Genomic DNA, 15,243 nt, shown 5'->3' on the forward strand with positions numbered 1-15,243 from the left:
ATTGTACCATACGCCGATGTACGAATGAAGAAAAACATACGCTTTATCATCTACCTGAGTGGGATACTACTGCTTTATTGCAGCAACACAATTGCTCAGCCTTTTTCTGATTCGCTATCGGCCAATCGGTATATCACACGAGCCACCTTATTCGGGATGGGATATACAAATGTCTTCGACACCTATCTCTCGCCTCAGGAATACAAAGGTGTTGATTTCCGCATCTTAAATGAAACAATGCGGATGACAAACCTTTGCGGTGGAAGGGTATCGATACAAAGCCTCTTCCAAGCCGATATCGGATACACACATAACCGCACCAATAACAATAATACTTTTTCCGGCTTGGTAAACTGGAACTATGGTCTTCACTATCAATTCCGGCTGACCAACAACTTTAAACTATTGGCCGGGGCACTAGGCGACATCAATGCAGGGTTTGTTTACAACCTTCGCAACACGAACAATCCGGCATCGGCACGCGGATACATCAATCTGGATGCTTCGGTTATGGCCATCTGGCATCTGAGAATTAAACGATACCCAATCGTACTCCGCTATCAGGCCAATCTGCCTGTAATGGGAGTCATGTTTTCGCCAGAGAAAGGACAATCGTATTATGAGATATTTACACTGGGCAATAGCAGTAAGGTTATTCAATTCACTTCACTACATAACCAGCCCTCTTTACGGCAGATGCTTTCGGTAGACCTGCCTATCCGCTATGCTAAGATGAGAGTTAGCTATGTGGCAGACCTACAACAATCGCACGTTAATGACATAAAGACGCATACGTACTCCCACGTATTTATGATGGGATTTGTCAAAGACATGTACTTGGTACGCAATAAAAAAGGTACACCACTGCCTGCAGCAGTAAGAGCCTACTGAGTAAACAGAATGTAAACATTGAGCATGAGGAGATGAAAGGAAAATGGATACAATGGATCTTTTCAATTTGCTTTCTAATACAACTATCGGGATGTATTGGCGAGGAAAAATATGCCGATGATCCCGAAGGAAACTTCAGGCAGTTATGGAAGATAATTGATGAACAATACTGTTTCTTTGAATATAAAAACATTGATTGGAAAGCTATCGGTGACAAAACCGCCAAAAAGATCAAGCCACAGATGGACGAACAGCAACTATTTGCCGTGCTGAGTGAAATGCTCAACTACTTACAAGACGGGCATGTCAACTTATTATCCTCCTTTGATCAGTCGGGCTACGATGTCACAACCAACTCAGTACGCAATTTTGATGAAAACATCCTTGTGGATAATCGCTACCTGGGCCGTAGTTACCGCACTCTTTCTGGAATAAAGTATAAGATTCTGAATGATAACATTGGATATATCTATTATGAGAGTTTCCAAAACACGTTGGATGAAACCGACCTAAATAATATACTTTCTTACTTCTCTGCATGCGACGGCCTCATCATTGATATACGTCAAAACGGTGGAGGCAATGCTACCAACTCGGCGCGTATAGCCTCAAGATTCGTTGAGAAGAAAACATTAACCGGATACATCCAGCACAAAACCGGATCGGGACATAATGACTTCTCGACACCATATCCCATCTATCTGATACCAGCCGGAGGGGTGCGATGGACAAAACCGGTAGCCGTTCTAACCAATCGCCACTCATATAGTGCCGCCAATGACTTTGTAAACCACATGAAAGGATTGCCCAACGTAACTATCATAGGCGACACAACAGGTGGCGGCGGCGGAATGCCCTTCACCTCCGAACTTCCTAATGGATGGACGATTCGATTTTCGGCCAGTCCACACTTTGATGATAAAATGAACCATATAGAATGGGGAATTGAGCCCGATCATAAAGTAAACATGGACAGTAAAGACGCCAATAAAAACATCGATACAATTATTGAAGCAGCGCGTAAAAGGCTCCAATTGGAAAGATAATACAATAGAAAATGAAACTTTATCGCTTTTTCGCTTGCCAGATAAGAAAATATCACTATCTTTGCACCGCTAACGAAAATAGCAGCGATAATTAATTTGCGGGTGTGGCGTAATTGGTAGCCGCGCCAGACTTAGGATCTGGTGTTTCGCGACGTGTAGGTTCGAGTCCTATCACCCGCACAAATTAACAGCGTCTTTGGAAACAATTGTTTCCAAAGACGCTGTTTGCTTTTAAAACCTCTCAACGGTTAGATTTACATTCTGCTTCTTCAACGAAACCTTTTCTTCTCTATTTTGTTTCAAAGTGTACTTCGCTGACCACTAATTTAGTGACCGGACAGCTTAAGTATACTCAATTTATAATATCTATATAGTAAAATTAAACCAAATGAGACCTAAACCCTTACAACCAATCCTCCTACGGGAGAGAATTTCGTGGCTCAGAAATATTCTGACCCTTACCTGCTTGTTGTTAACCGCTTCACCCCTACTTGCACAGGTAAAAACGGTTACAGGTACCGTAACCGATATACAGAACGAACCACTGATCGGCGTGTCGGTAGTAGTACAAGGCACTGCTACCGGAACTGTGACCGGGTTGGATGGCGGCTACTCTATTTCTGTGGTACCCGAAAATGTACTTGAATTTTCCTATGTGGGAATGAAGCCACAAAACATCACCGTCGGATTGCAGAACGTAATTAATGTGGTTCTGAAAGACGACTCACAGATGCTGGCCGAAACCGTAGTTATTGGATATGGTAGTGCCAAGAAACGTGATTTGACCGGTTCGATAACCAATATCAAAGGAGATGAGATTGCTAATAAACCAGCAACAAATCCACTATCTTCGTTGCAAGGAAAAATTGCCGGTGTACAAATTGTGAACTCAGGACGTGCAGGTGCCGATCCGGAAATCCGCGTACGAGGCACCAACTCTATCAACGGATACAAGCCTTTATACATCGTCGATGGATTATTCAATGACAACATCAACTTCCTGAATCCGGAAGACATCGAATCCATGGAGATTTTAAAAGATCCCTCATCACTCGCTATCTTCGGTGTACGGGGTGCCAATGGTGTCATTATCATCACAACCAAAAAAGCCAAAGAAGGACAGACATTGGTGAACATCAACACCTCTTTCGGTTGGAAATCGGTAGTTGATAAAATCGGCCTTACCAACGCGTCACAGTTTAAAGAGCTATACAATGAACAACTGACAAACGAAGGTGCCACCCCATTCAATTTCAATAATTGGAATGCCAATACCAACTGGCAGGATGCCATCTTTCAAACAGCTTTCTTAACCAACAACAACATCAGTATTACAGGTGCCTCTCCTAAACATAGTTTTTACCTCGGCGTAGGATATGCTTACGAACAAGGTAACATCCGACATGAAAAGTTTAGCAAGGTAACGATCAATGCCAGCAATGAGTATAAAATTACCGATAACTTAAAAGTAGGATTCCAGTTCAACGGGGCACGTATGTTGCCAACAGATGCAAAAGAGGTATTGGATGCTATTCGAGCCACTCCTGTTGCACCGATATTCAATGATGAATATGGACTCTATACCGCCTTACCCGAGTTCCAAAAGGCGCAGATCAATAACCCAATGGTTAAAGTAGACCTGCAAGCCAACACCAATAAAGCGGAGAATTATCGTGCCTCGGGCAGCATTTATGGCGAGCTTAACTTTCTTAAGTATTTTACTGCCCGGGCTACCTTTTCCATGGATTATGCTTCGGACAACGGACGGCTTTACATGCCTATTCTTAAAGTGTACGACCCTACGGTATCTGGCAATATAGCCACGCTAGGCACCGGAAAGACTGAGGTGAGCCAGTTTAAGCAGAACGAAACAAAAGTACAAAGCGACTATGTACTAACTTACCAGAACAGCTTCAAAGAAGGCACCCACAACCTAACGGCTACTGTCGGTTTTACCACCTATTATAATTCGCTCAGCCGTCTCGATGCAGCCCGCAAACAAGGTGTCGGATTGGTCATTCCTTACGACCCTGATAAATGGTTCGTCAGCATTGGTGATGCTGCCACCGCCACCAACGGAAGCACTCAGTGGGAACGAAGCACTGTTTCTATGTTGGGTCGTGTGATCTATAATTACAAAGGCAAGTATCTATTTAACGGATCCTTCCGCCGTGATGGCTCTTCGGCATTCTCCTACACAGGTAATGAATGGCAAAACTTTTATTCTGTGGGTGCCGGTTGGTTGATGAGCGAAGAAGAGTTCATGAAGGGAATAAAATGGCTCGACATGCTGAAGATCAAAGGCTCTTGGGGTACATTAGGAAACCAGAATCTTGATACTGCTTATCCGGCCGAACCTCTATTAAAGAATGCTTATTCGGCAGTATTTGGCAACCCATCTATTATCTATCCGGGCTATCAGTTAGCCTACCTGCCCAACCCCGACCTGCGTTGGGAAAAGGTAGAAGCTTGGGAAGCCGGTTTCGAAGCCAATATGCTACGCAACCGACTCCATTTCGAAGGTGTATATTACAAAAAGAATACCAAAGACCTGCTGGCCAGCATACCGGGCATTTCGGGAACCATACCCGGTATCGGCAACCTTGGCGAAATTCAGAATAGTGGTGTTGAACTGGCTGCCACCTGGCGCGATCAGATTGGCAACTGGGGATACTCAGTGAGTGCCAACCTGACTACAATCAATAATAAGGTAAAGAGCTTGGTACAGGAAGGATATTCGATCATTGCAGGCGATAAGAGTCAAAGCTATACAGAAGCAGGATATCCGATCGGCTTCTTCTATGGTTACAAAGTAGATGGTATTTATCAGAATCAGGCCGAGATCAGTGCATCGCCTACCAACACATTGGCAACGGTAACACCCGGTGATTTGAAGTTTGCCGATGTGAATGGAGACGGTAAGATTACTCCCGCAGACCGTACCAAGATTGGCGACCCGACACCTGACGTCACCTATGGTATGTCTTTAGGTTTGTCTTATAAAAATTGGGATCTGGCTGTCGATATGATGGGCCAAGGCGGAAATCAGATATTCCGCACGTGGGATAATTACAACTTTGCCCAATTCAACTACCTGGATCAACGCCTCGACCGTTGGCACGGCGAGGGTACCTCTAACTCGCAACCACTGTTGAATACCAAGCATTCTATCAACTCGTTCAACTCTGAGTATTTTATAGAAAGCGGTAGCTTCTTCCGTATTCGCAATGTGCAACTAGCTTATTCGTTTGACAAAACATTGCTTGCCAAAATCCGCTTGCAAGCACTCAAACTCTACGTAAATGCACAGAACCTGAAAACATGGAAGCACAATACCGGCTTCACACCCGAACTGGGTGGCTCGGCTATTGCCTTCGGAGTAGACAACGGTAGTTATCCGGTTCCGGCCATCTATACATTTGGTATTAACCTAACGTTCTAAATGCTTCGTGCACTCACAAAGTGCGATAAGCGATTATTCACCAATTAAACTCATACATAATGAAACGATATAAATTCATTTTGCTGGTAGCCATTGCGGCACTGACAAGCAGTTGTAACGATTTTCTCGACCGCAGCCCCCAAGGGCAGTTCACCGAAGACGATAACCCCAATGCGTTGGTAGACGGTAAGATATACAATGTATACACCATGATGCGAGACTATAACATCACCGCCGGTGCTCCGGCTTTTGCCATCCATTGTTTCCGCAGCGAAGACAGTGAAAAAGGAAGTATTATCAGCGACGGATCCGACGTGGCACAGATGTATGACGACTTTGTATACACCCCTACCAATGGTTTGTTAGGTGCCTACTGGAGTCAGAACTACGCGGTCATCTTCCAATGCAATGATATTCTACAAACCATTGCCGATACCGAAGCCGCCGGTAAACTGACCGACAACGACCGTCGTAATCGTGGCGAAGCAATGTTCTTCCGCGCCTATTGTTATTTCAACCTTGTCCGTGCTTTCGGCGAAGTGCCTCTCGTAACCATCCGGGTCAATCAAGCATCGGATGCCAATGTGCCCAAGACGGCAGTTGCCAATCTGTATAAGCAGATAGATAGCGACCTGAGTACAGCAGAGTCTTTACTACCCGAACAATGGAGTCCCGAGTTCTTGGGTCGTCTCACATGGGGAGCTGCACGTTCGCTTCATGCTCGTACGTTCATGATGCGCAACAATTGGGACAGCCTCTATGTAGCTGCCAACGATGTGATGCAGAGTGGACTTTACAACTTAAATACACCTTATGATGAAATATTTACCGACCGTGGCGAAAACTCCGGCGGATCTATCTTCGAACTACAATGCACAGCCACCGCTGCCATGCCTGCAAGTACACAGATCGGCAGCCAATTTGCCGAAGTGCAAGGTGTACGTGGTGCCAATCAATGGGATTTAGGTTGGGGATGGCATATGGCCACTCCGCTCATGTATAATGCTTTCGAGGCCGGAGATCCCCGACGTGACGCTACGTTACTCTATTTCCGCAAGGAAGATACCGACCCGGTCACTCCGGAAAACACCAATACCCCTTACAAGGAATCGCCTGTATCGCAAGCCATGGGTTTTGCCTTTAACAAGAAGGTTTATACCGACCCTGCCCTGCGCCGTGAGTTTACCAACAAAGGTTTTTGGGTAAACATTCGTCTTATCCGCTATTCCGACGTGGTATTGATGGCAGCCGAAAGTGCCAATGAGCTGGGCAAAACTGCCGAAGCCAATGCCGATTTGGAGTTAGTGCGTGCTGCCGCCCGTGGCAATAACGCCAATGTGTTACCCAAAATCACCTCCCTGTCGCAAAGCGTTCTTCGCGATGCCATTCGCCACGAGCGCAGAGTTGAGTTGGGTATGGAATTCGACCGTTTCTACGACCTTGTACGCTGGGGCATTGCTTCCGATGTGTTACATGCAGCAGGTAAGGTGAACTATCAACCTAAAAATGCACTGTTACCCTTGCCTCAAACCGAGATAGATAAGTCGAAGGGTGTCTTGATACAGAACCCGAATTATTAATTTCAAGGAGACATCGGGGTAAATAAACACCGGTATAAAAATAAATATATGAAAAAGCGAAACTATATATTCACATTCGTCCTGCTGGCGATGGCGCTGACTGCACAAGCTCAGAAGTCGCCGCAGGACATGAATCGATTCATCGATGCGCTCATGAGCCGCATGACCACCGAAGAGAAAATCGGTCAACTTAACTTGCCCGCAGCAGGCGATATAACGACCGGGCAGGCCAAAAGTGCCAATATCGCTCAGAAGATACAAGCCGGACAAGTAGGCGGATTATTTAATCTGAAAGGAGTAGAGAAAATACGAGATGTACAAAAGTTAGCCGTAGAGCAATCCCGACTGGGTATTCCTTTGCTTTTCGGCATGGATGTTATTCACGGTTACGAAACGATCTTTCCTATTCCTTTGGGATTATCCTGTACATGGGATTTGGGGGCTATCGAACAATCGGCACGCATTGCAGCAGTCGAAGCTTCGGCCGATGGTATCTCATGGACCTTCTCACCCATGGTCGATGTAAGTCGTGATCCTCGCTGGGGACGCGTCTCCGAAGGATCGGGCGAAGATCCCTATCTGGGGGCACTCATAGCCAAAGCGATGGTTCAAGGGTATCAGGGCGAAGCCATGAAGCGCAATGATGAGATCATGGCGTGCGTTAAGCACTTTGCTCTTTATGGAGCTGCCGAAGGAGGGCGTGATTACAATACGGTAGACATGAGCCGCCAACGCATGTTCAATGAGTATATGCTACCCTACCAGGCTGCCGTAGAAGCAGGTGTAGGTAGTGTGATGGCCTCGTTCAACGAAGTAGACGGTGTGCCCGCTACCGGCAATAGGTGGCTGATGACCGATGTGCTACGCAATATGTGGGGCTTTGGTGGATTCGTAGTAACAGACTACACCGGCATCAATGAAATGATCGACCATGGCGTAGGCAATCAGCAAACAGTCGCTGCACAAGCATTGAATGCAGGGATCGACATGGATATGGTAAGCGATGCCTTCGTAGGAACCATCGCACAATCCATAAAAGAGGGCAAGGTTTCGATGGCGACATTGAATAACGCTTGCCGCCTCATTCTGGAGGCAAAGTATAAGCTGGGGCTGTTCGATAATCCTTATAAGTACTGCGACCCGGCACGTCCGGCACGCGACATCTTTACAGCCGCTCATCGGCGCGCCGCCCGTGGCATTGCTGCCGAGAGTTTCGTATTGCTTAAAAACGAGAACCAAACCCTGCCTTTGCGTGCCAACGGTACCATTGCCGTTATTGGTCCATTGGCCGACACACGCACCAATATGCCGGGCACCTGGAGTGTAGCTGCAGTGCTCGACCGCTCTCCTTCGCTCATTGAAGGATTGCGCCAGATGGTGGGGCAGATGGATATGATGCCTTTAAACCAACCCAGTGAACCGTGGTATATACCGACGATAGAGAATGGTGCAAACATCACCTTGCTTTACGCCAAAGGTAGCAACCTGATAGCCGACTCAGCTTACGAGGAACGCGCCACCATGTTTGGCCGCTCCTTGAATCGGGATTCGCGAACCAACGAACAACTCTTGCAAGAGGCATTGGCAACGGCCAATAAGGCAGATGTCATTGTGGCTGCACTGGGCGAATCGTCCGAGATGAGCGGCGAAAGCAGCAGCCGCACCGACCTGTCCTTGCCCGATGTGCAACAAACCTTACTCAAAGCCCTTGTTGCCACAGGCAAACCGGTTGTATTGGTGCTATTCACCGGACGTCCTCTGGTACTCAACTGGGAGCAAGCCAATGTACCTGCCATACTGAATGTATGGTTCGGCGGATCGGAAGCGGCTTATGCCATTGGCGATGTCTTGTTCGGACGTGTTAACCCGAGCGGAAAGCTGACCATGAGTTTCCCACAGAATGTAGGGCAAATTCCGTTGTACTACGCACACAAAAACACCGGTCGACCACTCAAAGCCGGCAGCGGATTTGAGAAGTTCCGTTCAAACTACCTCGACGTAAGTAACGATCCGCTGTATCCGTTTGGTTTCGGGCTATCCTATACAACGTTTACTTACAGTAATCTGACGGTAAACAATCCATCGATGACTATGAATGGCTCCCTCACCGCTTCGGTAACGGTAACCAACACCGGACAGTTTGCCGGCAGCGAAGTCGTTCAACTCTACATACGCGACCTTGTAGGAAGTACTACACGTCCCGTGAAGGAGCTGAAAGGATTTGAGAAGATTTACCTGCAACCGGGGCAATCACGCGTGGTCAACTTTACCATCACACCCGATATGCTCAAGTTCTACAATTACGACTTGAAGTTTGTTGCCGAACCGGGAGACTTTGAAGTCATGATTGGAAGCAACAGCCGGGATGTAATGACAACTAAATTCTCCTTGCAATGAAAAGGTTGAGAGTAATAGGACTGTATACCCTCTGTGCTTGCTTAATGGCAGGAACAGAATCGTGTACGAACCACAAGAAAGCGGTTACAGCCACTCCGGCTGCCGATACGCTGACCGATAGCGAATTGTTAGATTCGGTAGAACGGCGCACCTTCCTTTATTTCTGGGAGGCTGCCGAGGCCACGAGCGGCATGGCTCGCGAACGTTATCACATGGATCATAACTACCCGGCAGGTGGCCCCGAGATAGTAACTTCGGGAGGTAGTGGATTCGGTATCATGGCACTCATTGCCGGTATCGACCGAGGATACGTTACTCCTCAGGAGGGTCGCGAACGCATGGAACGTATCGTATCGTTTCTCGAACGTGCCGACCGTTTCAAAGGAGCGTACCCACATTGGTGGAATGGCGAAACGGGACGCGTACAACCTTTCGGACAAAAGGACAACGGGGGAGATCTTGTTGAAACAGCCTTCTTAATGCAGGGATTATTGACCGCCCACCAATACTACGTAAACGGCGACCGTCCGGAACAAGCCTTAGCCAAGCGCATCGACGCCCTTTGGCGGGATGTTGACTGGAACTGGTATCGCCGTGGCGAACAAAACGTGCTCTATTGGCATTGGAGCCCTACTTACGGATGGGATATGGACTTTCCGGTACACGGGTACAACGAATGTATGATTATGTATATTCTAGCTGCCTCATCGCCTACCCATGGCGTTCCGGCAGCCGTATATCACGAAGGATGGGCACAGAACGGAGCCATCGTCTCTCCACATAAGGTAGAGGGTATTGAACTCCACCTACGCTATCAAGGTACCGAAGCCGGACCGCTGTTTTGGGCACAATACTCCTTCCTCGGACTCGATCCGGTGGGGTTGGGTGATGAATACTGCCCGAGCTACTTTAACGAAATGCGGAACTTAACACTGGTCAACCGGGCTTACTGTATCCGCAACCCCAAACATTACAAAGGATTCGGACCCGACCTCTGGGGACTTACCGCCAGCTATTCGGTCAACGGATATGCTGCCCATAGCCCCAATGAGCGCGATGATCTGGGGGTCATTGCCCCCACGGCTGCACTATCTTCCATCGTCTACACCCCTGAGTACTCCTTGCAGGTAATGCGCCACCTTTATAAGATGGGCGATAAGGTCATGGGGCCATATGGATTCTACGACGCTTTCAGCGAAACCGACAATTGGTACCCGAAACGATACCTCGCCATTGACCAAGGTCCGATAGCTGTCATGATCGAGAATTATCGAACAGGCCTATTATGGAAGCTCTTCATGAGCCATCCGGATGTAAAAAACGGACTAAAGAAATTGGGAATGAAAGAATAAGAAAAAGGCTCTTGCTCCTCTTTAGATTGAGCAAGAGCCTTTGCTTTATGGACTAGTTTGTCGATCCCCCACCATCGCCACCTCCACCTTTCACATCATCGTTGTTGATGCTACGAGAGGCTTTTTTGACACTGGCTTTTAGTTCACCGATACGATAGCTGACGCTCACACCGAACCGACGACGCGAATATTTGGAGTCCGAGGTGTTTTTGAAACCAACTCCTTCGGTCGTATAGCTACTCTTTTGGTATTTCTGGAAGAAGTTGCCGGCAAAGGCACTCAACGTTAATCGCTTCTCTTTCAAGAACGATTTATTAACACTTAAGCTATAATCATAGAAGCTGCTTCCTCTGCCTTGCAACGTGGTATAGGGTGTTTGCCCCATGAGATTCAAACTCACACGAATGTCGAGCGGCAGGGTTTGCTGTACACCTCCGTAAGCAAAGAAGTTCCATCCGCGGTTCTCCAGATTTTGCGCCGGGCTCTTCAGGTGATCATAATCGGCATTCATATTCATGTATATACGAGTTTTGGGCGATGCATTCCAGTTTACATACGCACTCAGGCCGGCAGAGCTACTCTTACCGATGTTTTGATAGGTAGAGTACAGTACCTCTTTACCCGTAGGGTTCTTCAAGCCTTCAATCTCTTTATCATTTACCAATGTTGTTACATTCTCAATACCATTGTTATTGAACGAATAGCGCAGCGAGAGATTCAAGTTGAACTTTTGCGTAAAGTTACTGTAGCTAATGTTGAATGCATGGCTTTTTTCACTCTCCAGATTCGGATTTCCTTGGCGGATATAGCTAGGATTAGTGTCGTCAAGATACGGATTCAGGTACCAGATACTCGGGCGCCATATACGCATATCATATCCGGCGCGGATGTTTGACATCTCCGTCAGCTTAAAGCCAAAACTGGCCGAAGGTACTACATCATTAAAGTTCGAATCAAAATTACGATCAGGCGTATCGGCATATTTCACGTCCTGCATGGTTCGTTCATAACGCACTCCGGCCTTACCCGAAAACTTCTTCACTTTGATACCATATCCCAGATACGCTGCCATAATATCGTTCAGGTGCTTGTAATGACTACTGCGATACGCGTCGTATTCTCCCTCTTCATTGTATCGGTTATTGTCGCTGGTATTGTTACGAATGATGTATTTCAAACCTGTCTCCAACGTATGTATTTTAGCAATAGGGGTTGTATAGTCGGCCTGAAAGGTATGTTCGGAGCTGTTCTGTTTGCCATTGGAGCTTTGGTTTAGCAAAACGGCATCCAGATAGTCCGACCACTCGGGTGTGAACTTAATATCGTTGTACCAGAATTTAGAGTCGGAAGTGCTGGGACGCGTATTTATCTTATAAGAAAGCGTAAACATACGTTCTTTGTTCTTGCGCGATGTACGTTGATAATCGAGATTTCCACGAATAGAATACCACGACCCACTGCTGTTTCCATTGGTACGGTACGAATAGAGCGGATCGGAAAGTGCCGCAGCCCCTATATTACGCATCTGCGTAAAACCCTCATTGGTTCCGTCATTGTTGCCACCATACATACCAAAACCGAGGCTGATCAATCGCAACGTATCAATCTCGTAGCTTCCTTCCAGGTTTCCACTCTGAAAGCCATAATCGCTTTTATAGGAACTTTCGCTTACAATCTCAGTCTTTGCAGCCGTATTCTCTTGCGTACCATTCGAATAAGAGCGCGGCGAAGAGTTGAGATTAAAGCTATACCGACCGGATAAGGTTAGTTTTCCTTTTTTTATAGTCGCATACGCACTGGCTCCGCCACCGGTATTGCTGGCATTGCCCGAGAAAGTGGCGGTATACCCTTCAAATCCACTACCAATTGTGACGATATTCAGAATACCTCCGATGCCTTCAGCATCGTATTTAGCTCCGGGATTGGTTATTACTTCAATGTGCTTGATCGTATTGGCCGGCATACTTTTGAGTACATCCACCGGATTGTTGCTCATCATATTATCGGGCTTTCCATTCACATGTATCTTAAAACTACTGCTGCCGTTGACCTTAATATTATCTTCGCCATCTACCGTTACAAGAGGTACTTTACGAAGCATCTCGAGTACTGTGTTGCTTTTCGAATCGGGGTCATCCTGTACATTATATTCTATCTTATCAATATCAGCCTTTACCAATGGTTTTTGGGCAATTACTTCAACACCTTTCAGCTCGTTGGTTGCTTCGGCTGTGTAGAGTGTCCCCAGATCGACTGTTTTTTCTTCGGGCTTCAATGTGAAATCCTTTACCACGGTTATTTTACCTATCGACGAGATGGTAAGTGTATAAAGGCCGGGAAGTGCGCTCATTTTCTCCTGAAACCGACCTTTCATATCAGTGACGGCCATCTTTAGTGCTTTGGCAGGTGCCTCCTTTTTTACGATACGAATAGTTGCATAGGGCTCGCCTTCTTGCGTCAACGAATCCAACAACACCCCTTTAATCGAATACGAAGAGGAGACCGCTTGCTGCGCATAGCCGACCGTAGTAAGGAAAGACAATAGTAAAAATAACAATAGTAGTTTGTTCTTCATGGTAACATTGATTTGAGTTCATAACTAATAAGACGCAAAGTTATCCTATTTATCACAGGAATGCGACAAAAATAGGTGATTTAGCGACACCTACGAAATATTCGGAGTTAAGAATACTAAACAAATGATGTAAAACAAATCGATTTAGTCAATAAAATAGAAAACAGCTAATAGAATGATATTCACCACGATCACACAACTAAAGCCACCGAGTATCCAAGGGCGGAGTGCACTACGCCTACCCGAGAAAAAAAGTGCATAACACATATTGACCATAATATTGCTTACAATGGCCTGCATGGTACATGCGGTAATAACAAATCCGCTTACATGTGCTGTGTCTTGTAGAAGATTAAGAATAAAAGGAGTGATATCGCTGAAGCCGGAGATGAACGACAAGAGATTTAAACCGCCTGTACCGGCATACAACAATGTATAATGCGTAAGGATAGTAAATACGACAAATAGTCCGGCAAAAATTAACGCTACTTTAAACTCCAACGGGTTATCGCTCGAGTCCTCTTCGACCACCGGATCGGAAGATACTTTACGCTTTTGCCGGGTATGAATAAACCAGGCGGTAGCCGCACTGATAAGAGCCATAATAAGTAAATAGGGGTATATGTCTGCAAATATCTCCCGGCTGAAAATAAAAATCAGAATCATAAAGCGAAGGAACATAATGCTCACAGCAAGCAACATCGCAGCTACATACTCGGTAGCCTCCTGAGGCTGTGCATTTTTGCTTTTGCGCGCCAGTACTGAGATGGTAGCCGTGCTGCTATACAATCCACCTATAATACCGGATATAAGTACTCCCGATTCATGAAACACATACCGTTTCAGCAGATAAGACAGGTAGGAAATACCCGAAACGATAACCGTTGCCAACCAAATGGTATAGGGCGTCAGGTTAATATCGGGAATGAGATTGTGATTGGGCAGCATGGGCAGGATGATACCACTGATGGCAAGAAACTTGGCGAGTGTAATCATCTCGTCATTCTGCATTCGCTGAGCTATTTCAGTGAAGGTATGTTTCAACTCGGTAAGCAGCAACACGGTAACGATAACCATGACATAGAACCAAGAGGGTTGTGTTGCCACAATCGGAGCAATACAATAGGTAATGAGTGCAATGATAATCGTTGTAACGCCAAAGACATGAAACTGCGATTGCTTGACATAATAGTTCAAGCCCAACAGCACTCCCAGAATAGCACCGCCACCCATAAAGAGACGCAACTGTTCGGGATCGAGAATATAAAGCAGATAACCTAAGATTCCGATAAAAGTGAAAGTACGGTCGGTACCGAAAAGCGTCGCTTCACCTTCACGCTTCAAACTGATCTTTCGCTGAGAGAGGCCGATAAGAAGAGAAAATAACGTAACCAACAGAAAAGTAACCAGTTCGCTAGGCAGGTATTCATAAAGCTGTTCCATATAGTGTCCTTTTAGTAGAAGAACAAATATAAAGATTATTTGTTAAATCACCAGCTTATAAATGGTTTTTTCATTAATTGCGAATTATAGTAGCGTGCATCGCCGGTCACCTCCTCGCCTATAAAATCGGGTTTTACAAACGGTTCACCTTCGTGGGCAAGTTCCACCTCGGCCATTACCAGTCCGGCATTGTCGCCATAGAACTCGTCTACCTCAAATACATGCGCTCCGCTACGTACCAGATAACGCGTTTTGTCGATCACGCCGGGTTCGCAAAGCCTCATCAGCTCCTCGGCCTCGATCAACGGGAGCTCTCGCTCCCATTCATATCGGCTGGTACCGGCAGCATTGGAGATTCCTTTGATTGTAAGGTAGCCTTTATCGTCGCGAATGCGCACCCGCACCGTTCGCTCACGAACGCTACTGATATAGCCTTGCTTGATTCGGCTGTGCGCATAGGCCTGCGACTTAAACTCTTTGGTTACGAGAAACTTTCGTTCAATCTCCTGTGCCATAT

The 15,243-nt window shown here is 46.4% G+C and carries 8 protein-coding genes, 1 tRNA gene and 1 pseudogene; 7 read left to right on the plus strand and 3 right to left on the minus strand.

What is annotated here, in order from left to right:
* Positions 1 to 24 precede the first annotated feature (24 nt).
* The 7 genes and pseudogenes from TY03_RS02205 to TY03_RS02235 form a co-directional block, all read left to right on the plus strand.
* The gene (locus tag TY03_RS02205; RefSeq protein WP_042366942.1) at positions 25 to 891 is read left to right on the plus strand and encodes a DUF3316 domain-containing protein; all 867 of its coding nucleotides are present in this window, start codon (positions 25 to 27) and stop codon (positions 889 to 891) included.
* Between the two features lie 32 nt (positions 892 to 923).
* A complete protein-coding gene (locus TY03_RS02210; protein ID WP_042366944.1) occupies positions 924 to 1,937 on the plus strand; it encodes a S41 family peptidase in 1,014 nt (337 codons plus the stop codon).
* 98 nt (positions 1,938 to 2,035) lie between these two features.
* Positions 2,036 to 2,117, plus strand: a tRNA-Leu gene (locus TY03_RS02215).
* Positions 2,118 to 2,325: 208 nt separating this feature from the next.
* Positions 2,326 to 5,379 (plus strand): SusC/RagA family TonB-linked outer membrane protein, encoded by a 3,054-nt coding sequence (locus TY03_RS02220; RefSeq protein ID WP_042366946.1) that lies wholly within the window; start codon positions 2,326 to 2,328, stop codon positions 5,377 to 5,379.
* A 59-nt stretch (positions 5,380 to 5,438) separates the two neighbouring features.
* The gene (locus tag TY03_RS02225) at positions 5,439 to 6,959 is read left to right on the plus strand and encodes a RagB/SusD family nutrient uptake outer membrane protein (protein ID WP_042366947.1); all 1,521 of its coding nucleotides are present in this window, start codon (positions 5,439 to 5,441) and stop codon (positions 6,957 to 6,959) included.
* A gap of 48 nt (positions 6,960 to 7,007) precedes the next feature.
* On the plus strand, positions 7,008 to 9,356 hold the full coding sequence (locus tag TY03_RS02230) for a glycoside hydrolase family 3 N-terminal domain-containing protein (protein ID WP_042366949.1): 2,349 nt from the start codon (positions 7,008 to 7,010) through the stop codon (positions 9,354 to 9,356).
* 98 nt (positions 9,357 to 9,454) lie between these two features.
* Positions 9,455 to 10,708 (plus strand): annotated as a pseudogene (locus tag TY03_RS02235) (glucoamylase family protein); the annotation flags it as partial.
* Between the two features lie 52 nt (positions 10,709 to 10,760).
* Here TY03_RS02235 and TY03_RS02240 read toward each other — a convergent pair.
* The 3 genes from TY03_RS02240 to TY03_RS02250 all read right to left on the minus strand — a co-directional run bounded on the left by TY03_RS02240 (position 10,761) and on the right by TY03_RS02250 (position 15,241).
* Positions 10,761 to 13,283: an outer membrane beta-barrel family protein gene (locus TY03_RS02240; protein WP_042366953.1), complete on the minus strand. Its 2,523-nt coding sequence runs from the start codon at positions 13,281 to 13,283 to the stop codon at positions 10,761 to 10,763.
* 144 nt (positions 13,284 to 13,427) lie between these two features.
* Positions 13,428 to 14,726, minus strand: coding sequence for an MgtC/SapB family protein (locus TY03_RS02245; protein ID WP_042366955.1), 1,299 nt, complete (start codon positions 14,724 to 14,726; stop codon positions 13,428 to 13,430).
* Positions 14,727 to 14,773: 47 nt separating this feature from the next.
* Positions 14,774 to 15,241 carry a CYTH domain-containing protein gene (locus tag TY03_RS02250; RefSeq protein WP_042366956.1) on the minus strand — a complete coding sequence of 156 codons (468 nt, stop codon included), beginning with the start codon at positions 15,239 to 15,241 and terminating at the stop codon, positions 14,774 to 14,776.
* Between the last annotated feature and the right edge of the window lie 2 nt (positions 15,242 to 15,243).

Origin of the sequence: Bacteroides neonati (assembly GCF_000499785.1) — a bacterium.
Taxonomy (GTDB): Bacteria; Bacteroidota; Bacteroidia; order Bacteroidales; family Bacteroidaceae; genus Bacteroides; species Bacteroides neonati.

Coding starts and splice junctions, on each gene's coding strand:
- TY03_RS02205 (WP_042366942.1), top strand. CDS start 25: ATGAAGAAAAACATACGCTTTATCATCTACCTGAGTGGGATACTACTG.
- TY03_RS02210 (WP_042366944.1), top strand. CDS start 924: ATGAAAGGAAAATGGATACAATGGATCTTTTCAATTTGCTTTCTAATA.
- TY03_RS02220 (WP_042366946.1), top strand. CDS start 2,326: ATGAGACCTAAACCCTTACAACCAATCCTCCTACGGGAGAGAATTTCG.
- TY03_RS02225 (WP_042366947.1), top strand. CDS start 5,439: ATGAAACGATATAAATTCATTTTGCTGGTAGCCATTGCGGCACTGACA.
- TY03_RS02230 (WP_042366949.1), top strand. CDS start 7,008: ATGAAAAAGCGAAACTATATATTCACATTCGTCCTGCTGGCGATGGCG.
- TY03_RS02240 (WP_042366953.1), bottom strand. CDS start 13,283: ATGAAGAACAAACTACTATTGTTATTTTTACTATTGTCTTTCCTTACT.
- TY03_RS02245 (WP_042366955.1), bottom strand. CDS start 14,726: ATGGAACAGCTTTATGAATACCTGCCTAGCGAACTGGTTACTTTTCTG.
- TY03_RS02250 (WP_042366956.1), bottom strand. CDS start 15,241: ATGGCACAGGAGATTGAACGAAAGTTTCTCGTAACCAAAGAGTTTAAG.